This is a genomic window from Micromonospora sp. CPCC 205558, assembly GCF_036902955.1.
Taxonomy (GTDB): Bacteria; Actinomycetota; Actinomycetes; order Mycobacteriales; family Micromonosporaceae; genus Micromonospora.
Genome location: NZ_JBAKHR010000016.1, coordinates 52,634 through 75,595, shown reverse-complemented (window position 1 = coordinate 75,595; position 22,962 = coordinate 52,634). Strand labels below are relative to the sequence as shown.

The window sequence follows — 22,962 nt, the reverse complement described above, 5'->3', positions numbered from 1 at the left end:
CTTCAACCTTGACAGCCTGCCCGCCGTACCTATGGGTGAACTGTCAAGAATGAGGAGGGCACGTGGCACAGATGAAGCGGACCGTCATCGTCGCGAGCGCGATGGTCGCACTAACGGCCTGCGCTCCCGCCGGTTACGACGGGGCGAACTCGAGTGCGGCCGAGCCGGTCGCCGTCGCCGCGGCCGAGCCCACCGCGACGGTTGAACCTGAGGCCTCGCCGTCCGCGGATGCGCCGGCCGCCGACGCCCCGCCCGCGGACGTCGACCTGACCGAGAAGTTGGTCGGTAAGAGCGTCGCCCGGATGGGCAAGGTGGTCGTCGACCAGGACGGCTGGATCCTGTACCGCTTCGACAAGGACACCGCCGACCCGCCGTCGTCGAACTGTGTCGACAAGTGCGCCGAGGTGTGGCCGCCGGCACTGACCGACGGCAACCCGGAGCTCACCGGCGTCTCCGACGACAAGGTCGGCAGCGTGACCCGGCAGGACGGCACCCGTCAGCTCACCGTCGGCGGCTGGCCGGTCTACCGCTACATCGGCGACAAGAAGCCCGGCCAGTGGAAGGGCCAGGCCGTCGGTGGCACCTGGTTCGTGGTCCAGCCGGACGGCAAGAAGAACCTGAGCTGCCTGCCCAAGGGCACCCCGAAGGCTGTCGCACCGCCGTCGGACAGCGGCTCGGACGATGCGGGCGGTTCGGGCTACTCGTACTGAGCCCGATCGCCCACGAGGGCACGGTGGTCGGTCGTCGCCGGGGAGGGCGCGGCCGGCCACCGTCGTGTCCGGGGTGGGTCAGGCCCGTTCCCACGGGCTCGGCACCGGGAAGTACGTCTGAAGGAACGGGACGAGCAGCGCCATCTGCGCGTCGAGGTCCTCCTCGACGGAGAACGCGTCGTTCAGGCAGAACACCTGCCGGTCCCGCCGGGCGAGCAGGTGCGCCAACCGGGCGGGTGTGTCCGGGTGGGACAGCTCGGCGATGGTGTACCGCAGGTTTCCCGGCGCGGCGCGTCCGGTGTGGAACGCGTAGTAGTGGTGCAGCGACGAGGCGACCGACAGGTCGTCCATGCTGCGGAACTGACTCGCCGCGGTCCGCTGGTACTGCTGCGGGAACGTCAGCTCGATCTCCTGGAGCACGCTCCGTCGCAGCGCGTGCGGCATGTGCTTCATCTTCTGGGTCAGCACGGTGCCGAACCGCTCCGCGATCAACGCCCGGTTGTTCTTCCCGGCCGCCGACGACGGGATGTCCCCGGCGGTGGGTGGGCCCGGCGGCACCAGCGCCGGCGAGGGGAAGAACCGGGAGATGCCGTTGGCCAGGAAGAAGTCCTGGGGCAGCACCTCGGTGCCGAGGAAGACGTCGTCGTTGAAGTACAGGAAGTGCTCGGAGAGCCCGTCGATGTGGTGCAGCTGACTCTCGATGGCGTGCGAGTTGTACGTCGGCAGCACCGTCGGGTCGGTGAAGATCTCCCGGTGGCTGACCACCCGCAGCCCGGTGGCGGACGGGTCCAGCCAGCCCGGCACCTGATCGTCGGTCACCAGGTAGACGTTGCGTACCCAGGGCGCGAAGAGGTGCAGCGACCGGAGCGAGTAGCGCAGCTCGTCGCGGCTGAGGAAGCGGGCCGCGCTCGCCGCCTCCGCGTGGTACGGCACCCCTGCCACCTCGGCCCGTCGGCGTAGCCACGCCGGGTCGGTGCCGTCGACCCAGGTGTAGACCACGTCGATCGGGAACGGCACGTCGTCGGGGCGCGGCGCGGCGAACTCCGGACGGGTCCAGGCGGTCGCGGGCGCGGCGGGAGGTGCCAGCCCGGTGAACCGCGACTCCGGTACGAGGACCAGCGGCGACGCCGCCGTCACCTCTTCGGCGACGGTGTTGGGTCGCGGCGCGACGAGCCTGTCACCCTCCCGGGTCCAGAACTCGACGTCGCACCCGTACTCCCGCCCCAGCACCAGCCGCCGCTGCGGGTCGGTCCAGTACCAGGTCAGCCGCAGCACCGGGGCGTCCGCCAGGCGGTCCCAGGTCTTCGGTTCGAATCCGGCGGCGGGCTGCCCGGCGTCCCCTGGCACGGAGACGTAGCCGGGGACCCGACCGCAGGCGGCGGCGAGCGCGGCGTACGACCGGGCGCGGTGCTCGGCGTCGACGGCGATCACCGACGAGCGGTGGGATTCGCCGCGTACCCGGAAGTGGGGTACGCCGGCCTCGTCGAGCGCCGACGCCACCGTGCTGACATTGTCCAGCCGGGCCGCCAGCGGGGTGACCGACGCCCCGATCCGGGCCACCCGGGGCCCCCGGTCGGCGGTGACGACCACCCGGTCCGCGCCGGCCAGCAACTCCGGCTGGCGGCGGGCCAGCCGCTCGCCCCGGCGCTCGGAGAGGTTGCCGTCGCGCGCGGCCCGGGCGACCCACTGCTTCAGCTGGTGCCGGGCCCGAGGGCTCACCTTCGTCGCGATGGCGCGGCGGGTCTGCGGGCTCAGCACCCGGCGGTACACCTCCACCAACCCGGTGGGTTCGGCCAGTGCCCGGGGTTGCTCCCCCGGCGGGGGCGTCGTACCGGTCACCGTTGCGGGCCCGGCAGCGCCGCGATGGCCGCCGCCACCCGCTGCGAGTTGTTCTGGTCCTGGACGGCGAAGAAGTCGGCCGCCCGGCGCGAGTACTCCTCCTCGCGGACGCACCCGCTCTCCAGGTAGCTCACGATCGCCTTCACCGTCTCCTCCGCGGTCTCACACACCGGGCCGAACCCGTGCTCCTTGTGCTCGAAGTAGCCCTTGCGGTAGCCCCCGATCGAGAAGTACTCCTCCTTGTCGAAGTGCGCGTAGATCATGGGAGTGCCGAGGTACGCGACATCGAAGGCGGTGGACGAGTAGTCGGTGATGAAGAGGTCACACTGGCGCAGGGCGTCCTGGACGCTGCGCTGCGTCTGGTCCACCACCGCGAAGGCGGGGTCCGTCGGCACCATGGCCGTCGAGACCTTGCGCATCTCGTAGTGCGGCAGGAACTCCAGGGTGTAGCCGTGCCGCCGCAGGCTGAGCAGCAACTCCTCGCTGCCGAACAACTCGCTCAGGAAGCGTGCGTACCCGGAGGTGTCAAACGGGAACCGGGGAGGCAGAGAGGGGTTGTAGGACGGACTGACCAGGTAGCTGCGCCAGGTGGGCATCAGCAGAATTCGCCGCCCACCCCGGTCCGGGACCAGTGCGTCGAAGCGCGGGAAACCCAGCCGCTGGGCCGCGTCGCCGTAGTCGAACTGCTTCGACACGTACTCGGCCTCCTGGCCGGCTGCCGCGACGAAGAGGTCGACGCCGGTCTTGGCCCGGTGCAACCCGCCGCTGACGTCCTTGTCCGTGACGCCGTGCTGGAGGAAGACGCGAGCTGGGCCGACCCGCCAGTTGAGGTGCCGCAGGTACTGCCCGCGCTCCCAGGTGGACGGCAGCATGTACGAGTCGATGTCGTACGAGTTGATCAGCTTGGTGGCGTGGAGCATGAGGAACTTGTGCCGGAACGAGTCGTACGTGACGACGTTGCCGAGCCCACGCAGCCGCTCCCGGTCGGGGCTGTCGCTGGCGATCACGTAATAGGCGTTCCGCCGGCGCTCGACCTTACGGAGGTGCCGGAACAGGTGCCAGGAGTTGTCCTGCGCGGTGTCCTTACGCTCGCCGACGAGCCAGACGTCGCGTCCGCGCATGAACGGCTCGGTGAGCAGACGCAACAGGCGCTGCTTCCAGAAGGGTCGGCGGGACACGACGTGTCGAAGGTCCTTGCGCACCAGCATCCGATGCCAGCGGCGGCGACCCTCGACGCCGCCCGCGCGCTGTACGAGCAGTGTGGCGTTCTCCCGACCGGCGAAGCCCGGCAGGATGCGGGTGTCGCCGGCACGCTTCATCGGGGCGTCGCGCAGGTAGGCCGCGCTGATCAGACACTGCCGGGACGCCTGCCCGGTCTCGGTCAGGAACACCAGCCGCAGCAGGTGGTTGCCGCTGCGCAACTGCGCGACGGGCACCTCGGCCGCGAAACCGGACCACTCTCGGCTGTCGTCGGCGGACTTCAGATCGCTGCGCCGCTCGAGCGTGGCGGGCACTGTCAGCTTGCCGCCCCGCAGCCGCAACGCCAGCGGGGTACGGATCGGCCGGTGCATGGGCAGCCCGTTGATCTGCACGTGCCCGGACAGCTTCAGGGCTTCCCCGGACTCGGTCAGCCGCACCTGCTCCAACCGTACGGAGACAGCGCTCACCCGGGTCAACGGAAGCAGGGCAGGCGTCACCGGGTAGTCGAGGTGCAGCTCGCCACCGCAGGCGACGACACCCTGCACCCGCTCCCACGGCCGCGCGAACAGGTCGAAGTCATAGGACTTGAAGGCGAGGTAGGGGACGCGGTGTCGGGTATCGGCGGTCCAACGGGCGATGAAGGCCGCGTCGATGTCCTGGTAGATCTGGGTGCACTTCTCGAAGATCCGCCACAGCGCGGCATCGTCGAAGACGGTGTGCGCCCTCATCGCAAAACCCTGGTAGCTGCGCACCAGGAAGCGTTCCAGCACCTCGCGGCGGAAGACATCCAGCTCGGGCCGCAGGTTGGCGAGTGTCTCGCAGAGCTCCAGGTGATCCCAGTAGTTCTGCTCCCGGACGAACAGGTTGTCCATGATGGAGCTGCCGGATTCCCGGCGACGGTAGTTGTAGACGACCGTGTCCACCAGGGCGATGCGCTCGGCCTTGAGCAGCATCGGGATGGCCAGGAAGGCGTCCTCGAAGTGGACGCCCTCGCGGAACCGCAGGCCGTGCTGACGCAGCTGGGCCAGGTCGTACAGCTTGTGGCACGGGCCGGCGTCGAAGATCAGCTCCGGTGCGTCGACGACGGTCTCCAGCAGCCGATCGCCCTTGCCGAACGGCTTCTTCCAGAGGAAGGCGGTCGGCTTCGGGAAGGTGTCCATGTCGCCGATGGCGATGCTCGCCTTGTTGGCGACGATCGCCGTGAGCAGCACCTCGATGGCTCGCGGCGGCAGCAGGTCGTCGGAGTCGACGAACGCCACGTACGGGGTGTCGGCGAGGTCGAGGGCGAGGTTGCGAGCCGCCCCCGGCCCGCTGTTGCGCTGTTGCAGGGCGGTCACGTTCGGGTGCTCCGCCGCGAACTGCTTGGCCAGCAGGTCGGAGCCGTCGGTGCTGCCATCGTCGACCAGGATGACGCGGCACTGGGAGAAGACGGTCTGCGCCGCGATCGACTGGAGTGTCTCGGGCAGGTAGTCCTCGACGTTGTAGACCGGGACGATGATCGTTACCTGCGCGGCGGGATCTACCACTCTGGGCTCCACTGGAAGGGGTGCGGAAAACGCGGGGCAAACATCGGCGGGCGGGGCTGCTGCGGGCTCACGATTTGCGCCGCAGCAGCTCGGGATTGAAGCCGGTGACCGTGTTGAGCATGTTGTTGGGCATGGTGGGCGCGTCGACCGGGGCGCCCCGACGGGCATCCTGCACCGGCCGGTACGACCGCCGCCACAGCTCCCCCGCGCCCACGTTCCGTCGCTCCGCCACCACGTCGTCCGGAAGCTCGAACGGGGCAGGGAAGGGCAGGTAGCGCGGCAGGAAGTCGGCCAACATCCGTTCCTGCTCGGCGAACGATCGAGGGTCGGAGTCGGTGTCGTTGAGGCAGAACACGTCGCGGTTGCGGCGGGCCAGCAGCTCGGCCAGCCGGGCGGGGGTCGAGGGGTGGCCCAGGTCGGCGTACTCGTACTCGATGTCACCGGGGACCGCCTGCGCGGTCAGGAACGCCCAGTACTGGTGCAGCGACGACGGGATGGACAGGTCGCCGTGGTGCCGGAAGCGGTGCCGCGCGGTGGCCATCACCTCGTCCGGCAGCATGCCCTCGATCTGCTGCATGATGCTGCGACGCAGCGCGAACGGGGTGTGCTTCATCTTCTGCGTGATGGTCACGCCGAACTGTCGCTGGATGTGCCGACGGTTGTTCTTCCCGGCGGCTTTCACCGGCGGGTCCTCCGGCTTCGCCTCCCCCAGCCCGAACTGGGCCGGCGAGGGGAAGAACTTCGCGATCCCGTTGGCGTGGAAGAAGTGGTTGGGCAGCAGCGGACGGCCGAGGAACACGTCGTCGTTGAGGTAGAGGAAGTGCTCGGACAGGCCGTCGATGCGGTGCAGCCGGGACTCGATGGCGTGCGAGTTGTACGACGACCGCCCGCCAAGGTCGGCGAAGAGTTCGGCGTGCGAGATGAGGGTGATCATCGGGTGGCTCGGGTCGAGCCAGCTCGGCAGTTGACTGTCGGTGATCAGGAAGATCCGCCGTAGCCAGGGCGCGAAGCTGTGCAACGAGCGCAGCGAATACCGCAGCTCGTCGCGGTTGTGGTAGCGCGAGGAGTTCGCGGCGACCGCGTGCAGCGGGCCGTCCGGCGCGCCGAGCGCCATCGACTTGCGCTTCAGCCACTGCGGGTCGGAGCCGTCCACCCAGGTGTAGACGGCGTCGATCGGGAAGCCGACCCGGTCCGGCGCTCGAACGGCCAGGTCTCGGCGAGTGCCGTAGGTGTGGTCGTCGGCCTCGGGCACGAAGTGGCTCATCAGCGCCGCTGCCACCCGGACCGGCTGTGCCCGCGCGGGCGCCTCGTCGACGACGCCGTTGCGCCGAGGCGCACGGACCATGTCTCCGTGTCGGCTCCAGAACTCGATCTCGCACGCGAACTGGGCGCCGAGGACCACGCCGGCGCGGGCGTCGGTCACCGGGAAGCAGACCTGGATCACCTCGGTCGGTACGGCGTCCGGTTGGTCCCGACGGGGCTGGACCTGCACCACGCGGACGTCCGCGCCCGACAGCGCCGGCGCGGAGCGGATCAGGCGTTGTACGGCCGCCCGGTTGTCGTCCAGGACCGCCACGGTGCTGCGCAGGTGGTCGTCGTTTCGAATGCAGTGGTATTCGATGCCGGCGGCGTGCAGCGCCGTGGTGACGGCCGTGAGGTTACGGTGCCACTGCTCCAACGGGGTCGCCGCGGCGACGACCTCGGCCTTGGTGCGAACGCCACCGTCGGTCACGGCCACCCGGGCGCCGAGGCGATGCACGGTGTCGCTGCCGCGGGGCCGGGAGAGCGTCTGCACCAGGCCCATCCGCCGGTGCGCGGGCAGCAGGCCCATCAGCCGCCGCCGGGCCGGCGACGGCAGGAGTCGATAGATCTTCAGGGCGATCATGCGCTGGGCCGTCCGCTCGCTACGACCGCCTCATCAGCGGGCACTGGTCATCCCTGCGAGTGGGGAGCCGGGCAACGTCCCACTCGCGATGATTCGACACACACCCGTGCGGCCATCACTGCATGCCTTTCCACAGATCCCCGTTGGCACCGCGTGACGATCTGGCGTCGACCGCGCGCCGCCTTGTGGCGGCTGTCGGCGGACACCGATCTCCGGGCCGGACCGCGTTCTCCCATGTGTGGGAGGGACAGTGGCCGCCGCAGGTGGCCCGGGGCAGTGCGTTTACCTGCAGGCCATCAAACAACCACATGATCGATACCTGGCCTAGAGGCAAATTTGGCATAAGGCCGGTTTGAGAGCATTAGTGAAGATAATCCTGGCCATTCGGGTGGTTCAATGACACCGGGACGGTCAATCGACCGCATCCCCGGGAAGCTCCTCAGCCCCGTGCGCGACCGGGTACGGCGGTCGTCGGCCCCCGCCGTGACCTGGCAGAGTAGCGGGGTGACCGAGACCGAACCCGCCGCGACCAGGGTGCTCCAGCCACCGGTCGGCTACCGGCTGGCCGCCTCGGTCCGCGCGCTCACCTTCAGCCCGTACGACCCGTGCGCCCGGGTGGCGGCCGGCACCTTCTGGTGGGCCACCCGCACCCCGGACGGTCCGGCCACACTCGCGCTGCGACCGGTCGGCGACGAGTTGCTCGCGGAGGGCTACGGGCCCGGTGCCGAGCATGTCCTCGCCCGCGCCGACGCGATCGCGGGGCTGCGCGACGACCTGACCGGCTTCACCGAGCTGGCCAGCGCACACCCACTGGTCGCCCGGCTGGCCCGGGAGCACCGAGGGCTCCGGATGCCCGCCACCGGGCAGGTCTTCCCCCGGCTGCTGCGCGCGGTCTTCGAGCAGAAGGTCACCGGCAAGGAGGCCTACCGGGCGTACGCGGCGACGGTGCGGCACTTCCGGGAGCCGGCTCCCGGCCCGCTGCAGCCGCTGCTCCTACCGCCCGAGGCCGCCGCCGTGGCCGCGACCCCGTACTGGGTGTTCCACCCGTTCGGGGTGGAACAGCGCCGCGCCGACACGCTACGTCGCGCCGCGGCGCTCGCCGACCGCCTGGAGCGCAGCACGGACGCCGCCGAGGCCACCCGCCAGCTGACCGCGATCCCCGGCATCGGGCCGTGGACGGCCGCCGAGGTGGTCCGGATCGCCTACGGGGACCCGGACGCGGTCAGCGTCGGCGATTACCACATCCCGAACACGGTGGCCTGGGGGCTCGCCGGCGAACCGCGGGGTGACGACGCCCGGATGCTGGCCCTGCTGGAGCCGTTCCGAGGTCACCGGGGCCGGGTGTGTCTGCTGCTGGAGGCCGCCGGCATCCGGGCACCCAAGTACGGCCCGCGCGCCCCGATCCGCTCGTTCGCCCGCTACTGACTCTCGTCGGCCAGACGGACTGTGGTGTGCTGTGCGGGTGAGCGCCGAGGCGAGCATCGTCCCCGCCGGTGTCCTGGACGCCGGCGAGATCCTCACTGTGCAGCGCGCCGCGTACCTGAGCGAGGCGCAGCACTACACCGATCCGTTCCTGCCTCCGCTGACCGAGACGTTGGACGAGGTCGCGGCGGTGCTGGCCGGCCCGAGCATCGTGCTCGCCGCCCGGTTGGAGCACCGGCTGGTCGGATCGGTGCGGGCCCACCTGGACGGGGACACCGCGCACATCGGCCGCCTCTCGGTCGCCCCGGACCAGCAGGGGCGAGGTCTCGGGGCGCAGCTGCTCACCGCCATCGAACGGGTCTGTGCCGGCCGGGCGGCCCGGTTCACCCTGTTCACCGGGGCGGACAGCACGCGCAACCTGCGGCTGTACCAGCGGCACGGTTACCGCATCGTGGCGCACCGACCAGACCCGAACGGCATCCCGTTGGCCGTGCTGGAGAAGACAGCCGTCAGCCCCGCTCGCAGCGACGCCTGAGCCCGTCGGCCTCGATCATGCGGCCTCGCGCAGGTCGGCCAGGCTCAGCGGGGTACGCCGACGCAGCAGCTCCTCCAGCTCCGGCACCGAACCGACCTCGCCGAGCACGTTCCGACCCCCGCCGAACCTCTCCGGGTAGCGCCGGGTCAGCCGGAAGCGGTAGCGGCCCCGGATCAGCTCGACGCTCACCCGCCACCGCCCGCAGCAGTCACAGACCCACTCGGACACCTCGCGAAAGTAGCTCTGACCTGGGGTTGTTCGATTCGCCCGGTCAGGACGAGCGACGCGTAGGCGGACACGCCACCACGGCACCCACGGTGATCTGCCTCATAACTGTCGGCACCGTCTGATTGACTGGGCGGCGTGGACCTGCCGATCAACCCGCCGATCGAGCCGATGCTCGCCAAGAGCGTCCCGAAGCTGCCCACCACGCCCGGGGTGACCTACGAGCCCAAGTGGGACGGGTTCCGGTGCATCGTGTTCCGCGACGGCGACGAGGTCGAGCTGGCCAGCCGGGGCGGCAAGTCGATGACCCGCTACTTCCCCGAGGTGGTCGAGCAGGCCCGCCGGCAGCTGCCGGAACGGTGCGCGGTCGACGGTGAGCTGATCGTGATTCGGCGCGACGGGCCGAGCGGCCAACCCCGGCTGGATTTCGAGCTGTTGGCCCAGCGCGTCCACCCCGCCGCGTCCCGGGTGAAGATGCTGGCCGAGACGACCCCGGCCGACTTCGTCGCCTTCGACCTGTTGGCCATCGGTGACGAGGCGCTGCTCGACCAGCCCTACCCGCGGCGTCGGGAGCGGTTGGTCCAGGCGCTGGCCGGGGTGCGCCCGCCGGTGCACGTCACCCAGGTCACCACCGATCCGGACACCGCGCGTCGCTGGTTCGACGTCTTCGAGGGCGCCGGGCTGGACGGTCTGATCGTCAAGCCGGCCGACCTGCCGTACGAGCCGGGCAAGCGGCTGATGTTCAAGGTCAAGCACGCCCGCACCGCGGACGCGGTGGTGGCCGGCTTCCGCTGGCACAAGTCCGGCCCGGTGGTCGGCTCGCTGCTGCTCGGCCTGTACGACGACGCCGGGGTCCTGCACCACGTGGGCGTGAGCGCGTCGTTCAGCATGGCCCGCCGCGCCGAGTTGCTCGACGAGTTGGCGCCCTATCGGGACACCGGCGGCGAGCACCCGTGGGTGCACGGCGACCACGAGCGCGGCCAACGCATCCCGGGCGGGGTGAGCCGGTGGACCGGCACGAAGAACCTGGAGTGGGAGCCGGTGCGCCCGGAGCTGGTGGTCGAGGTGGGCTACGACGCGATGGAGGGCGAACGCTTCCGGCACACCGCCCAGTTCGTCCGATGGCGACCGGACCGCGACCCCCGGTCCTGCCGCTACGACCAGCTCGACCGGCCGATCCGCTTCGACGTGGACCAGGTGCTGCGCGGCGACCCGACGGCCACCGTGGACCGAGCCGCCACCGGCTCGGCGTAGCCTGGCCGTCGACCCGATCCCGGAGGACCACGTGACCCGCACCGCCGACCAGCCTCGGATGGCGACCAGCCGCCGGGTCCGTCGCACTCTCGCTGGCTTCGTCGTGGCCGCGCTGCTCACCGCCGGTTGCACGCTGCCGGCGTTCGCACCGCGCACGGAGGCGGAGGGTGTCGCCGCGCCGACCGGGAGCACGCCGACCTGGCGGCCCTGCCCGGAGGTGCCCGACGAGCTGGTCGGGCGTGGCGCACCGAACATGCGCTACGAGTGCACCCGGATCGCGGTCCCCCGCGACTGGGGCAACGGCACCGGAGCGACCGCCGGCCCGGGGGCCGGGCAGACCTTCGAGATCGCCCTGCTGCGCGCCCGGTCCACCAAGCAGCGCGACCGGGTGGGCTCGCTGGTGGTCAACCCGGGCGGTCCGGGCGGCTCCGGCGTCGACACCGCCGTCTACCTCTCCTTCGGCTCCCAGTTCGGCGGGCTGCCGCCCTCGATCACCGAACGCTTCGACATCGTCGGCTTCGACCCGCGCGGGGTCTCCCGGTCCAGCCCGGTGAAGTGCATCTCCGACGCCGACCTGGACGCCAGCTTCGGTTACGACCCGGACCCAGCTAGCCAGTCGGCCTTCGACGGCTTCGTCGGCCTGAGCCAGCGGATCGGGCGCGGCTGCGGCGACCGCTACGGCGACCAGTTGCCGCTGTACGGCACCGAGCAGGCTGCCCGGGACATGGACGCGGTACGCGCCGCCGTGGGCGACGACAAGCTCACCTACCTGGGCTACTCGTACGGCACCCTGCTCGGTGCCACCTACGCCCAGCTCTACCCGCAGCGGGTGCGGGCGTTGGTGCTCGACGGCGCCGTCGACCCGCAGCAGCGACTGGTCGAGGGCTCGGAGAGCCAGGCCCGCGGCTTCGAACGGGCCTTCACCAACTTCACCCGCTGGTGCGCGGCGAACGCCGGCCGCTGCCCGATCGCTCCGGACGCGCGCGCCGCGGTCACCTCCGCTATCGACAAGGCCAAGGTCTCCCCGGTACGCGGCGCGGACGGGCGGGAGGCCAGCGCCGGCTGGGTGTTCTACGCCGTCATCTCCTCGCTCTACACCGAATCGGGTTGGCAGGAGCTGGCCCAGGCGATCGACAAACTGGCCGAGGGCGACCCGAAGGACGTGTTCCGGCTCGCCGACGCGTACGCCGGCCGGGAGGACAACGGGCACTACTCGAACCTGTTCGACGCCAACCTCGCCATCAACTGCGCCGACGAGACCGAGAAGCCGAGCCGGCAGCAGATCCGGCAGTTGCAGTCCGAGTGGCGCGGAAAATACCCGCTGTTCGGGCCGGCGTTGGCAGTCGGCATGCTGAGCTGCGTCGAGTGGCCGGGCGGGCGCGACCCGTATCCGACCGGGAAGGCGAACGGCGCACCCCCGATCGTGGTGGTCGGCACCACCGGCGACCCGGCGACACCGTACGAGCAGACCCCACGGCTCGCCTCGATGCTGGGCGTCGGCCGGGTGCTGACCTGGGAGGGCGAGGGGCACACCGCCTACCCGCAGACCTCCTGCATCACCAACGCGGTCGACGCCTACCTGCTCGACCTGACGGTCCCCCGGGAGGGCCTACGCTGCCCACCCCGCTGAGGGCTGTGAAAGGCTCACCGGCATGACCGACATGATCTACCGGCAGGCGGTCCGGGCCGACCTGCCTGCCGTCATCGCCCTGCTCGCCGACGACGTCCTGGGCAAGGCCCGCGACTTCACCGAGGTCGACGAGGCGTACGAGAGGGCGTTCGCCGCCATCGACGCGGACCCGCGCAACCAACTGATCGTCGCCGAGCAGAATGGCGAACTGGTCGGCTGCCTGCAGATCACCTACATCCCCGGCCTCGGCCGGCACGGCAGCGAGCGTTCCTTGATCGAGTCGGTCCGGGTCCGTTCCGACCGGCGCGGTCAGGGGCTGGGCCGGGACCTGATGACCTGGGCGATCGACCAGGCCCGGCAACGCGGCTGCGCCCTGGTGCAGCTCACCACGGACAAGACCCGCGCCGAGGCGCACCGCTTCTACCTGGGCCTCGGCTTCGCGGCCAGCCACGAGGGCATGAAGCTCGCGCTCTGAGCGCGGTGAGCCGGAGCTGACGCTGCGTCTCCGGCGGTGTCGCCCCACCAGGTCAGACGCTGTCGCCCCACCAGGTCAGACGCTGTCGCCCCACCAGGTCAGAGACTGTCGCCCCACCAGGTCAGAGACTGTCGCCCCACTAGGTCAGAGGCTATGGAGCTGATGTCGTAAACGAATCACCGCCCGATCCGTTTACGACATCAGCTCCACAGCACGCGCAACTGACCACTGGGGCGAGCTCTGACGCGCAGAGGAGCGCCACACCGCAGGGGTCCGACGAGCGGCACCCCGGCGGCGGCCAGGCACCGGTCAGCCGTCTACCAGGCGGCCGTCGCGCAGGACGAGCACCCGGTCGGCGAGGTCGATCAGGGCCGGGTCGTGCGTGGCCACCAGGGCCGTCATGCCACGGGCGTGCACCACCGCGCGCAGCAGGTCCATGATGGAGCGCCCGGTCTCCGAGTCGAGCTGGCCGGTGGGCTCGTCGGCGATGAGCAGATCCGGCTCGTTGGCCAACGCGCGGGCCACCGCGACCCGCTGCTGCTGGCCGCCGGAGAGCTCGTACGGGCGCTGCGCGGCGTGCCCGCCCAGGCCGACCAGCTCCAGCAGCACCGCGACGCGCTCTTCCCGCTCCGCGGCCGGCACCTGCGCCAGCCGCAACGGCACGCCCACGTTCTCGGCGGCGGAGAGGATCGGCACCAGCCCGAAGGTCTGGAACACGAACCCGACGGTGCCCCGGCGCAGCCGCAGCAGCTCGGCCTCTCCGGCCGAGGTCACGTCGTGACCCGCCACCACCACCTGACCGCCGTCCGGTCGGTCCAGCCCGCCGATCATGTTCAGCAACGTGGTCTTACCGGCCCCGGAGCGACCCCGGATGGCGACCAACTCGCCCCGGTTGGCCGTGAACGACACGTCCCGCACCGCGTGCACGGCGCGCTCACCCCGGCCGAAGGTCCGGCTGACCCCACTGACCCGGACCACCTCGCCGGGGTGCGCCGCGGGCGCACCATTGAACCCGGCCGCGCCGGTCACCACCATGTTCTGCCGGCTCATGCCCGCGCCCCCCGCTCCTCCGAGGCCCGGTTGCCGGGCCGTACCTCCACATGGTCCGGCTCCAGGTCGAGCCGGACCCGCTCCTTCAGCGAGAGCGCGTCGACGAACGCGGCCGGCAGCTGCATCCGACCGTTGCGGTCCAGCACCGCGTACTCCTCGCTGACCAGCTCGGTGTTGCCGTCCGCGTCGATTCGAGCGGTCCGGCGTACCTCGGAGGCGGTCCGGCCGTCGCGGATCGCGACGGTCCGGCGGACCTGCGTGGCCACGGCGTGGTCGTGGGTGACGACCACGATGGTGACACCCAGCTCCGCGTTGATGGTGCGCAGCGCCCCGAACACCTCCGCGCCGGTCGCCTCGTCCAGCTCACCGGTCGGCTCGTCGGCGAAGAGCACCTCCGGGTCGTTGGCCACCGCCACCGCCACCGCGACCCGCTGCTGCTCGCCGCCGCTGAGTTGCCCCGGCCGGCGGTCGGCGCAGTAGCCCACACCGACCAGTTCGAGCAGTTCCCGGGCCCGCGCCCGGCGGGCCTTGCGGCTGCGCTTGCCGGCCAACTGCATCGGTAGCTCGACGTTCTCCAACGCGCTGAGGTACGGCAGCAGGTTGCGGCCGGTCTGCTGCCAGACGAACCCGACCAGCTGCCGCCGGTAGCTCAACCGCCGCTTGGCGGACAGCGAGAGCAGGTCGTAGTCGGCTACCCGGGCGATACCGGCGGTCGGCGTGTCCAGGCCGGAGAGGATGTTGAGCAGGGTCGACTTGCCCGAGCCGGAGGCGCCGACGATCGCCACCAGCTCACCCCGGTCGATGACCAGGTCGAGCCCCTGCAGGGCGACCACTTCCACCCCCTCGGTCTTGAAAATGCGCACCAGGCCGTCGCAGACGATGTGCCCGCGAAGGCGGTCCTGCCCGCCGGCCCGCTCGGCGGCGCGAAGCGCTGCCCGTTGTTGCAGGGCGGCCAGGTCAGGCACCAGTGGAGTCTGGGCGGTAGCGGTCATCTCAGCTCTCCTCTCCGAGCCGAAGCACCTCTCCGAGGCGCAACCGGCGGTTGTTCAAAGCCTCGACGGCGACCGCGAAGCCGAGGGCGACCGCCCCGAGCGCGAGCACCGCGGCGACCAGGCTGGGCTCGAAAGCCACCTGGACCGGCACACCACTGGTGAACGCGGACAGGCCGAGCACCGGGTTGAGCAGCAGGGGCAGGACCGCACCGACCAGCGCACCGGTCAGCACCGACACCGCGACCAGCGGGGTCAGCTCGACCAGCAGCAGCCCTCGCCACTGCCGGCGGGACAGGCCGAGGGTACGCAGCCGGGACAGCACCTGGCCCCGGGCGCGCGCTCCGGCCAGCACGGTGAACGCGATGGCCAGCAGCCCGAGCACGGTGCCGCCGACGGCCCCGGCCACGAACCCGAAGGCCAGCACCCCGTTTGCCCCGCCGTTTCCAAGCTCCCGACGGACGTCCGCCCGGGTGTCGACGGTGACCCCGATCAGCCGTTCCCGACCGGTGACCGCGCCACCCCGCTGGTAGCGCTCCTGCCCCTGGTCTCCGGCGACGCGGAGCGCCTCCGGGTCCAGCGCGTCGCCGGCTAGCAGCAGACTGGTCGGCGCGGGTGTGGTGTTGCGCGGCGGCAGAGCCTGCCAGGGCAGGATCACGAACCGGTCGTTGTTCGCCGCCAGCAGCGGGAAAGCGTCCTCGGTGCCGGCCACCCGGAACTCGTACCGCTGGCCCTGCACCGAGATGAAGGCGGAGTCCTTCAGACCGACCTTCGCCAGGTCCGCGGCGATCGCCGGTGAGACGATCGCCGGCAGCGGCCCCGGGCCGGGCCGGGCGGTGAGCAGCGCGGCAGGAACCGACACGTCCACCTGGGAGTCGCGGGCCACCGTGTCCAACCCCGAGCCGTCGACCAGCAGCACGTCCGTCTGCCCGATGGCGGCGTCGGTGCCGAGCTCGTCGGCCGCCAGCCGCTCATCGTCCTCGAACAGCACCCGGGTGACGGCCCGGACCCCCGGCAACCGGCCCAGCTCGTCGATGGTGTCGGGTGCGAAGCGCTCCCCGCGGATCACCGCGTCGGCGGGCACGATCTGCACGGCGGCCCGTTCCCGGCTCGCGTCGACGCCGGCCGCCACGACCGCGCAGAACGCCGCGGTGCCGATCGCCAGGACCACCACGACCAACGGGGCGGCGACCGCGGCGCGGCTGGCGCGGGCCGTGCCGAGGAAGGCCACGCTGCCCCGGGTCCGCGCGGCCAGCCGGCTGACCAGCAACAACGGCCAGGGGTACGCCCGCAGCACCAGCACCGCCGCGGCGATCGCCAGGAGCACCGGCACCGACACGAGCAGTGGGTCCACCTCGCCGAGAGTCAGGCCACGTCGGCGCAGCAGCACCGCGGCGAGGCCGGCGAGCAGCAGCAGGGAAACCTCGACGGTGAGCCGACGGGCCGACGGGCGCACCCGGATCAGGTCCCGGCGGGCCGCTCCGCCGGCCGGTACGGCCAGCGTCGCCAACGGCAGTGCCAGGGTGACCAGCACGGTCACTGCGATGACGTACGGCGTGGTCGGATCCGGGGCACCGGGGAACAGGGTGCCCAGCCACCAGCCCAGCACGGCGGCGACCGGCACCACCAGCACCGCCTCGGCGAGGCTGCGTCGAGCGCCGGCGGTGGCCCCGCCCCCACGGGCGCGCAGCAGCACGAACTCCGAGCGACGCCGTCGGGTGGCGAGACCGACCGCGAGCACGACGAGCCCCGCCAGGGTGGCCAGGACACCGGCCGCGATCACCGCGAGCAGGGTCCGGACGGCATTGATCTGGGCGGCGAAAGCGCGCAACGGAACGTCGGCGCCCTGGGTCAACGTGAGATCCGGCGGACGGTTGCGCTGCATCACCTGCAGGCCGTCGATCAACTGGTCCAGCGTGCGTGCGTCGATCCGGTCGACCCCCAGGCGGTACCGCCAGTTGGTCTGGACCGGCCAGCCCTCCGCGGCCCGCTTGTTGAGGAACGACTGCGCCACGACGCCGACGGCGACGAACGGCTGGCCATCGCCGACCGGTTCGATGATCTGCAGCAGCTGTGGCAGCCCGTCCCAGATGCCATTCGCGCGGTCGACCGGGCGGAACAGCCCGGAAACCACCAGCGGGGCGGCGTCGAAGAACGTGCCCTTCTCGTCGTCGGCACGGCCGATGCGCAGTTGGCTGCCGGCGCGCAGGTTGAGCTTGCCGGCCACGTCGACGTCGAGCGCCACCTCGATCGGTCGGTCGGGAACGTAGGTCTCGCTCGGCCACGCCCCCTCGACGAGGGTGCTCGCGCGCTGGATGTCGGGCACGGCCCGTAGGCCCAGGTCGACCAGCAGCTTGCGGGCCGCCAGGTCCGGCCCGACCACGCGGGTCCCAGCGGTCTCGACCGTGTACCACTGTTCGGTCACCGCCGAGCGCACCTGCGGCGGCATGTCCGCGGCCAGGGCGTCGAACCGCTCGACGGCCTTGCCCATCGCCGTCCGCTCCGACGTCGCGGGTTCCATTGTGGTGCTGTACGAGAGGTCCCGACGTTCCGCCGGCTCGCTGTTGAGTTGCGCCCGCAGCCCCTGTTCGGCGAGCCGGTTGACCAACCTTGGCACTCCGCTGATCAGCAGCGTGACCACCAGGGTCAGCACCGCCAGGAGCAGGAACTGCCCCCCGTACGCCCGGACCCGCCGGACGGCTGCCCCGACGCTCATCGTTCTCCCCCGATTCGCAGCTGCACCGCCGCCACCCGCTGACGGATGCCGGTGGCGATGAACGCGCTGAAGGCGAGCGCCGCCAGCAACAGACCGACCGCGGTCAGGCCGATCGGCACCCACGGCAGCACGAACGCCGCCGGGGGTATCGGCCGGCCGGCGGCCGGGGTGAGGATGACCAGTGGGGCCATCGTCGCGCCGACCGCGGTGCCGAGTAACAACCCGACGCCCACGCCGATGCCGGCAAGGAACGTCTGTTCGGCCAGCAGCGCCCGGGCCATCAGCCGGGGCGTGGCACCGAGGGTGTGCAGGACCGCGAACTCACCGAGCCGACGCCGGGCGGTGGCCCACACGTCCACCATCAGGCCGACGAGGGCGAGCAGCACCGCACCGAGCGCGGCGGCGAGCATTCCGGTACGCGAGCCCTGCCAGTACGGGTCGTCGGCTGCCGCCTCGATCACCGCCTCCCGGTTGAGCACGGTGACGCCCGGGAGCGCGCTGGCTGCCTGGGCGGCCGCGTTCGCGTCGCTCGCGCCGACCCACCATTCCGGTACGGGGCGCACCGCGCCGCGGCTCCGGATCATCGAGTCGACCGCGGCTGGCAGGTCCAGCAGGACGCCTTCCCCGGTGGTGGCCGGCACGGCGGCAAGCTCGCCGACCAGGCGCACCGGCAGCGTCACCCCGGAGAGGGGCAGGTCGACGGTGTCGCCGACGCGCAGGCTCAGCGCGTCGCGCACCCCGGAGGTCATCAACACCGGTACGGGCTTGTTCTCTCCGCCGGGCACGACGGTGAACCGGGTCGGCGGCTGGTACGCAAACTGCCCGCCGGGAATCACCTCGACCGCGCGGACCGCGGCGAAGCCGGTGGCGGTGGTCAACACCGGCGTGGTCTTCTCCCCCGGGGCGGTCATCGCCCAGTCGCCGCTCAGGTCGGCCGGTTGTCTCGTGCCGTCGGCCTTCACCACCGTCAGCCCGTCCACCTGGAGGCGGTAGGCGTTGCCGGCGGCCAACCCACCGTCGGCTTCGAAGCCGGCCAGCCGCATCCGCGCTCCGCCCAGGTCGGGCAGTGTCGCGGTGAACGGGGTGGCCCGGCCGTCGCCGTCGGCGTCGGCCGCCGGCAGCCGCAGTGCGAGCCCGTCGGGGGTCGTGACCAGCAGCGTCACCGCGACCTTCACCGACCGGGCGGCGTGGCTCACCGGGGTACGGATCGTGCCGGTGATCGCGCGCGCCCCGTCGGGCAGTTCGACGCCGGCAGGCACTCCCCGCGCGCCGACCATCTTCTTGTACTGCTCTGCGGCCGAGCCGTCGCCGAGGCGGTCGGCAAGCCGCACGACGCCCGGGGCGCTGGCCGGGTCGACGGCGATCGCGGTCGCCGACAGGTTCTCCCGCCCGACCCGGATCTCGTCCCGCCACGCCGGCAGCACCCGGCTCACGGTCGGCAGCGCGGCGAGCTCACCGGCCCGGGTGGGTGGGGCGTCCCCGGCACGTTCGGTCACCCGGAGGTCGGCGCCGACGGTGTGTCCGGCCTGCTCGACCTGGGACCGCTCACCGGTGCTGATCAGCGACCAGGCCAGGGTGCTGCCGCCGACGGCGAGGGCGAGCAGCAGGACCGGGCCGGCGTGGGGACGCCGACCGGCCTGCCACATGCCGAACATGGTGGCGGTCCAGGGACGTCGGTCGACGAACCGCTCCGCGAACCGGGTGAGCGGCGGGAGCACCCGCAGCGCCAGCACGGCACCGGCCAGCACGCCGAGCGTGGGGGCGGCGATCAGCAGCGGGTCGAGCCCGAGCCGGCCGCCCGAGCCGGCCAGCGGGGAGGCGTACCGGCGTAGTTGCACCCAGGCGATCACGGCGAGCGCCACGAGCACCAGGTCGACGCTGGCGCGTTGGACGCTCGCCGACCGGTTCGGTCGGGATCGGGCCGCCATGTCGGCGACGTACGTGCCGGCGCCGCGCAGCGTCGGAAGGACCATGGCGACGAGGCAGCCGGCCGCGGTGGCCGCTGCCGCCGCCCAGATCAGGGTGGTGTTGCCGCCGGCGGTGGAGAGGTCACTCGACCCGCCGGGTCGGACGTACCGCAGAGCCTCGCCGGCGATCAGCGGACCGAGCACGGCGGCCGGGGCGACCACCAGGGTCGCCTCCCGGGCGGCCAGGCCGGCGAGCTGCCGACGGGCGGCGCCGCGGGCGCGCAGGAGCGCGGTCTGTGGGCGGCGGTCCTCATGCAGCAGCGCGGCGACCAGCACCAACGCGTACCCGCCGAGCACCAGGATGAGCAGCAGCGGGGTGGCCAGCGACGAGCGACCCACCAGGTCGGCGCGGGCGATCCGGTCCAGCAGCTGCGGCATCTTCGTCACCGCCTGCGCGGAGCTGCCCAGTTGGGCGGCTTCGGGCACGGCCAGGGACGCCTCGGCGAGGGCTTTCCGAACGGCGGGCAGGTCGGCGGTGTCGACGCTACCGAGGTCGGGTTGGGCCAGCCAGGACGCCGACACCGAGCCCGGGAAGGTGGCCGCGAAGTCCGCCGGGTCGAGCGTGAACGGCCCGTAGGAGGTGCCGGAGCCGGCACTGCCCGCACCCACGCCGGGGGCCAGCAGCCAGTACGCGTCCGTCGGGTCGCGGGGCCGCCAGGTGCCGACGAGCACCAACTCTCCCCGTCGTTCGGTGGCCCGGTCACGCACCGGAACGCGCTCGCCGACGGTCAGGCCCAGGGCGCCGGCGACCCGCTCGGGCAGGCTCACCTGGACCGGGTTCGCCCCGGGGTGGGGCCAGGCTCCGCTGGTCAGCTCCGCGTGGCCGGCGAGGTCGTCGAGGGTGGCGAGGTTCGCGAAGACCGGTTCGTCTTCCGTGTGCGGGATCTGCCCGAGGTCGCCGGTCAGCTCCCGCCCGGTGCCGTAACGGGCGGCGGTGACACTGACCGGCACGCCACCGAGCCCGGTGGCGAACTCGGCTCGGACCGCCTTGTCCCGGGTTGCGAACTCGGCCGCGTCCCGCCCTCCCGAGCCGCTGACCAGAAGGCCGCGCTCCTCGGCGGGTGAGGCGGCGACCAGAGCCCGCTGCCCGGCGTCCACCGCCCGGCGGTTGTAGTCGGACAGCCCAGTGACCAACGCGACGGCGACGAGGGCAGCCATCACCGCCGCCATCAGCAACCCGCGCGCCTCGCGGGCCCGCCTCCACACCAGCTTCATCCGACGCCTCCCCTGGCCCTGGCGGGCCGACGACCATCAAGACAGGCCAGCCACCGGGAAAGGTTCGCGCCCGTTACATGATCGTTATTGCGAGAAAGTCGGCCGAAGCCGGGCGGCTAGGTGCCGCGTCGAAGGTTGCGGAGGCCGAACACCACCGCGCCGATCACCAGCAGGACGCCGATGAGCTGCAAACCTGGCGAGTCGTCGGCCTCGCCGAGCACGACGCCGGCGATGCCGAGCGCGACCCCGAGGATGGTGAGAACGATCAGGACGTACCTCATGGGGTTTCCTCCTCGATCCACTCCAGCAGGTCGCCGGGCTGACAGTCGAGCACCCGGCACATCGCTTCGAGGGTGCTGAAGCGGACCGCCTTGGCGCGGCCGTTCTTCAACACCGCCACGTTGGCTGGGGTGAGCCCGACCCGCTCGGCGAACTCACCGACGCTCATCTTGCGTTTGGCCAACTCCACGTCGATGCGGACGACGATGGGCATCAGATCACCGCTTCCATGTCGGTCCGCAGCGTGGTGGCCTGCCGCAACAGCGCCCGCATCACCACCATGAGGAGCCCCAGCACCGTGACGCCCACGGTCAGGAGGAACAGCAGGAGGGGCGCTCCCGGGTCGTCGGCGTTGAAGCCGACCCAGAGGAAGACGCCCACCAGCACCACCCAGGCGGCGGCGATGGCCCAGACGATGGCGTCCACCCACTTGAGGGACGCCTCGGTGAAGATGCGGTCGCTCTTGACCAGGCTGAGCAACTGCCACGTCGCGACGATCACCACCTGGACGCAGAGCACCCAGAACACCGTCACGGCGGTCGCCGGCCAGCGCAGGTGGGCGTCCTCCGGCGATTGCTGGGCCATGTACGCGAACTGGCCGGGCAGCGAGAGGGTCTGGAACACGACCAGCACCCCGAACAGCACCACGAGAAAGACTCTGAGAGCGGCAACCGCTCGATGCTCTGTAACCATGCATCGAGTTTCGCTCGTTACCTATCGAAAGTCAATCGGTTCCCCCGCTGCCGCTCGTGTGCGTGACGGCGTCGTCCGCCGGCAACGGCCTGGCCTTCTGCGGGTAGAAAGTCTCGTGCCGGGCCAGCATGGCGACGAAGTCGACGATCTTGCGCGCACGGGTCTCCGCCCGCTTGACCGCGTTGAGGCGATGGATGAGCGAGAACCGGTTGCTCTTGGTGAGCACGTCGAACATGGCCTGCGCGGCGGGTTCGGCGGCGATGGCGGCGAGCAGGTCGGCGGGCACCTCGGCCTCCGACGGCGGGGCGTAGGCCGCGGCCCACCGCCCGTCCGTCTTCGCCGCCTCCACCGCGGCCCGACCCGGTGGCAGCATCCGCCCCTGCTCCTCCAGCCGGGCCACGTTCGCCACGTTGCGTTGTGACCACGAGCTGCGGGACCGGCGCGGGGTGAACCGGATCCACGAGGACTCCTCGTCCCGTTTGCGGGCCTGCCCGTCGATCCAGCCAAAACACAGGGCCTCATCGACCGCCTGCTGCCAGGTCAACGTCGTGACCGTGCCGCCCTTTCTGGTCAGGGCGAGCCAGACACCGGGCGACGAGGCGTGATTGGCCGACAGCCACGCGCGCAGGGCGTCGGCGTCCGCGACGACCAACTCGTTCAGTTCGGCGCTCGTCATGCGGGCAAGCTATCCCCCGGGTCCGACAGCCGGTGACCGCCGTGAGACTTGACCAACGCGTCTGCAACGACGTCGGCGTCGGCGTCGGCCACGTCCGCTGGGTACTCCGGCAGCAGGTCGTCCCAGACGACCATCCACGACCCGAACAACTGGGCCTGCCCCTCGGGCCGCGCGAAGAACCAGATGTGCAGGTGGGCCCCGCCATCTCCGAAGCGGTAGACGTGGGCCCGCGAGATGTGCGGCAGCGCCTGCACGTGGCGAGCGATCCGAGTGCTCAACAGCCCAAGTTCGGCAGCCAGCTCGTCCGGCAGGTCGGCCAGGTCGTAGTGCTCGCGCGGCAACAGCATGAGCACCAACGGCACACCCACACCCTTGATCCGGATCAGCCGCCACCGCTCGTTGAACCAGATCCCTTCGTCCCGCTTGCGGCAGGCGTCGCAGTCCGACGGGTCCTCGCCGTGCCGCGCCGGCTCCGGCAGCACCGGCGGCCGCAGCGGCGCCACCCGAAGCCCGTCCGGCTCGAACGGACTGATCTCCCAGCCGGTCATGCGCGCCAGGGGAAGGCGGCGATCGCCGTCGGCGGCGGCGAGCGCGTTGTCGTAGAACTCGTCCGGTCGCAATGCCATGCGGCAGAGACTAGTACGACAAGATCCACATTGGTACGCACTGGGCACGA

19 protein-coding genes are annotated in these 22,962 nt (G+C 71.6%); 6 read left to right on the top strand and 13 right to left on the bottom strand.

Annotated features, from left to right (window positions below):
• Window positions 1-62 precede the first annotated feature (62 nt).
• Window positions 63-710 carry a hypothetical protein gene (locus V6U86_RS19265; protein ID WP_334505201.1) on the top strand — a complete coding sequence of 216 codons (648 nt, stop codon included), beginning with the start codon at window positions 63-65 and terminating at the stop codon, window positions 708-710.
• A gap of 78 nt (window positions 711-788) precedes the next feature.
• Here the strand turns inward: V6U86_RS19265 and V6U86_RS19260 are convergent, their stop codons facing one another.
• The 3 genes from V6U86_RS19260 to V6U86_RS19250 all read right to left on the bottom strand — a co-directional run bounded on the left by V6U86_RS19260 (window position 789) and on the right by V6U86_RS19250 (window position 7,160).
• Window positions 789-2,549: a stealth family protein gene (locus tag V6U86_RS19260; protein WP_334505199.1), complete on the bottom strand. Its 1,761-nt coding sequence runs from the start codon at window positions 2,547-2,549 to the stop codon at window positions 789-791.
• On the bottom strand, window positions 2,546-5,275 hold the full coding sequence (locus V6U86_RS19255; RefSeq protein ID WP_334505197.1) for a bifunctional glycosyltransferase/CDP-glycerol:glycerophosphate glycerophosphotransferase: 2,730 nt from the start codon (window positions 5,273-5,275) through the stop codon (window positions 2,546-2,548). Before V6U86_RS19255 ends, V6U86_RS19260 begins: the two co-directional genes overlap by 4 nt.
• Window positions 5,276-5,342: 67 nt before the next feature.
• Window positions 5,343-7,160, bottom strand: coding sequence for a stealth family protein (locus tag V6U86_RS19250; RefSeq protein WP_334505195.1), 1,818 nt, complete (start codon window positions 7,158-7,160; stop codon window positions 5,343-5,345).
• 504 nt (window positions 7,161-7,664) lie between these two features.
• On the opposite strand from V6U86_RS19250, the gene V6U86_RS19245 reads away from it, so the two are divergent.
• Together V6U86_RS19245 and V6U86_RS19240 are read left to right on the top strand one after the other, a co-directional pair.
• Window positions 7,665-8,585: a DNA-3-methyladenine glycosylase family protein gene (locus tag V6U86_RS19245; protein WP_334505194.1), complete on the top strand. Its 921-nt coding sequence runs from the start codon at window positions 7,665-7,667 to the stop codon at window positions 8,583-8,585.
• A 37-nt stretch (window positions 8,586-8,622) separates the two neighbouring features.
• Window positions 8,623-9,117 (top strand): GNAT family N-acetyltransferase, encoded by a 495-nt coding sequence (locus V6U86_RS19240; protein WP_334505192.1) that lies wholly within the window; start codon window positions 8,623-8,625, stop codon window positions 9,115-9,117.
• Window positions 9,118-9,132: 15 nt separating this feature from the next.
• On the opposite strand, the gene V6U86_RS19235 is transcribed toward V6U86_RS19240, so the two are convergent.
• On the bottom strand, window positions 9,133-9,345 hold the full coding sequence (locus tag V6U86_RS19235; RefSeq protein WP_334505190.1) for a hypothetical protein: 213 nt from the start codon (window positions 9,343-9,345) through the stop codon (window positions 9,133-9,135).
• A gap of 135 nt (window positions 9,346-9,480) precedes the next feature.
• Here V6U86_RS19235 and V6U86_RS19230 point away from each other — a divergent pair, with 135 nt between their 5' ends.
• The 3 genes from V6U86_RS19230 to V6U86_RS19220 are packed head-to-tail and all read left to right on the top strand — an operon-like array spanning window position 9,481 to window position 12,701.
• Window positions 9,481-10,596: an ATP-dependent DNA ligase gene (locus tag V6U86_RS19230; RefSeq protein ID WP_334505189.1), complete on the top strand. Its 1,116-nt coding sequence runs from the start codon at window positions 9,481-9,483 to the stop codon at window positions 10,594-10,596.
• A gap of 58 nt (window positions 10,597-10,654) precedes the next feature.
• Window positions 10,655-12,226 carry an alpha/beta hydrolase gene (locus V6U86_RS19225; RefSeq protein ID WP_334505321.1) on the top strand — a complete coding sequence of 524 codons (1,572 nt, stop codon included), beginning with the start codon at window positions 10,655-10,657 and terminating at the stop codon, window positions 12,224-12,226.
• Between the two features lie 22 nt (window positions 12,227-12,248).
• Window positions 12,249-12,701 (top strand): GNAT family N-acetyltransferase, encoded by a 453-nt coding sequence (locus V6U86_RS19220; protein ID WP_334505188.1) that lies wholly within the window; start codon window positions 12,249-12,251, stop codon window positions 12,699-12,701.
• A 309-nt stretch (window positions 12,702-13,010) separates the two neighbouring features.
• Here the strand turns inward: V6U86_RS19220 and V6U86_RS19215 are convergent, their stop codons facing one another.
• From V6U86_RS19215 to V6U86_RS19175, 9 genes are all read right to left on the bottom strand, one after another.
• A complete protein-coding gene (locus tag V6U86_RS19215) occupies window positions 13,011-13,736 on the bottom strand; it encodes an ABC transporter ATP-binding protein (protein WP_334505320.1) in 726 nt (241 codons plus the stop codon).
• A gap of 11 nt (window positions 13,737-13,747) precedes the next feature.
• On the bottom strand, window positions 13,748-14,743 hold the full coding sequence (locus tag V6U86_RS19210; RefSeq protein ID WP_334505187.1) for an ABC transporter ATP-binding protein: 996 nt from the start codon (window positions 14,741-14,743) through the stop codon (window positions 13,748-13,750).
• 1 nt (window position 14,744) lies between these two features.
• Entirely contained in the window at window positions 14,745-17,456 is a 2,712-nt protein-coding gene (locus tag V6U86_RS19205; protein WP_334505186.1) for an FtsX-like permease family protein, read from the bottom strand.
• Window positions 17,453-20,638 (bottom strand): ABC transporter permease, encoded by a 3,186-nt coding sequence (locus tag V6U86_RS19200; RefSeq protein ID WP_334505185.1) that lies wholly within the window; start codon window positions 20,636-20,638, stop codon window positions 17,453-17,455. The genes V6U86_RS19205 and V6U86_RS19200 overlap by 4 nt, the downstream gene beginning before the upstream one ends.
• A gap of 116 nt (window positions 20,639-20,754) precedes the next feature.
• Window positions 20,755-20,919 carry a hypothetical protein gene (locus tag V6U86_RS19195; protein WP_334505184.1) on the bottom strand — a complete coding sequence of 55 codons (165 nt, stop codon included), beginning with the start codon at window positions 20,917-20,919 and terminating at the stop codon, window positions 20,755-20,757.
• Window positions 20,916-21,131: a helix-turn-helix domain-containing protein gene (locus tag V6U86_RS19190; protein WP_124773113.1), complete on the bottom strand. Its 216-nt coding sequence runs from the start codon at window positions 21,129-21,131 to the stop codon at window positions 20,916-20,918. Before V6U86_RS19190 ends, V6U86_RS19195 begins: the two co-directional genes overlap by 4 nt.
• The gene (locus V6U86_RS19185) at window positions 21,131-21,610 is read right to left on the bottom strand and encodes a DUF2975 domain-containing protein (protein WP_334505182.1); all 480 of its coding nucleotides are present in this window, start codon (window positions 21,608-21,610) and stop codon (window positions 21,131-21,133) included. The genes V6U86_RS19190 and V6U86_RS19185 overlap by 1 nt, the downstream gene beginning before the upstream one ends.
• Window positions 21,611-21,641: 31 nt before the next feature.
• The gene (locus V6U86_RS19180; protein ID WP_334505181.1) at window positions 21,642-22,286 is read right to left on the bottom strand and encodes a YdeI/OmpD-associated family protein; all 645 of its coding nucleotides are present in this window, start codon (window positions 22,284-22,286) and stop codon (window positions 21,642-21,644) included.
• Complete coding sequence (locus V6U86_RS19175; protein WP_334505180.1) at window positions 22,283-22,912, bottom strand: hypothetical protein; 630 nt, start codon at window positions 22,910-22,912, stop codon at window positions 22,283-22,285. The genes V6U86_RS19180 and V6U86_RS19175 overlap by 4 nt, the downstream gene beginning before the upstream one ends.
• Between the last annotated feature and the right edge of the window lie 50 nt (window positions 22,913-22,962).